The 644-nt window shown below is 35.2% G+C and carries 1 protein-coding gene; it reads left to right on the top strand.

The features are described from left to right. Window positions 1–172 precede the first annotated feature (172 nt). Window positions 173–644: GntT/GntP/DsdX family permease (locus tag AC1DWA_RS33040; protein WP_477917649.1), on the top strand; the 472-nt coding region annotated here is incomplete at its 3' end.

Genomic DNA, 644 nt, shown 5'->3' with positions numbered 1-644 from the left:
GATTTACAGAATAGGGAAGAGGAGCAACCAATAAATAGATTGTGTATTTTATGGGACTTTAAATAATAGATGTTAGATCACTTATAGGCTTCTGAAAACTTCGTAAACGGTCCTTGTTTCATGCGTTTTATATTGTAGAAACTAACTATTTATTAAAAATAAGGAGGATTGTATGGATCTTATTGTTATTCTTTTATCTTTAGGACTGCTTATGTTTATTGCTTATCGAGGATTTTCAGTAATTCTTTTTGCGCCGCTTTGTGCGTTGTTTGCAGTTTTGTTGACTGAGCCATCATACGTACTCCCTTTCTTTTCTAATATTTTCATGGAAAAGATGGTTGGTTTTGTTAAGTTATATTTTCCGGTGTTCCTTTTAGGAGCTATATTTGGAAAAATAGTTGAAATGTCTGGAGTGGCAAAATCTATTGCTCAAACTATAATCAGTTGGGTGGGACCTAAACGAGCAATTTTAGCTACTGTACTACTAAGTGCAATACTGACTTATAGTGGTGTAAGTTTGTTTGTTGTTGCTTTTGCTGTTTACCCGTTTGCTTCCAACATATTTCGTGAATCAAATATTCCCAAACGCCTGCTCCCCGCAACTATTATTTTAGGGGGCGCAACATTTACGATGGATGCCTTAC

The organism is Rhodococcus sp. P4_F3_2 (genome assembly GCF_056401335.1).
Note: the sequence above shows the minus strand (reverse complement) of the source record. Positions and strands in the feature narration are given on the sequence as shown.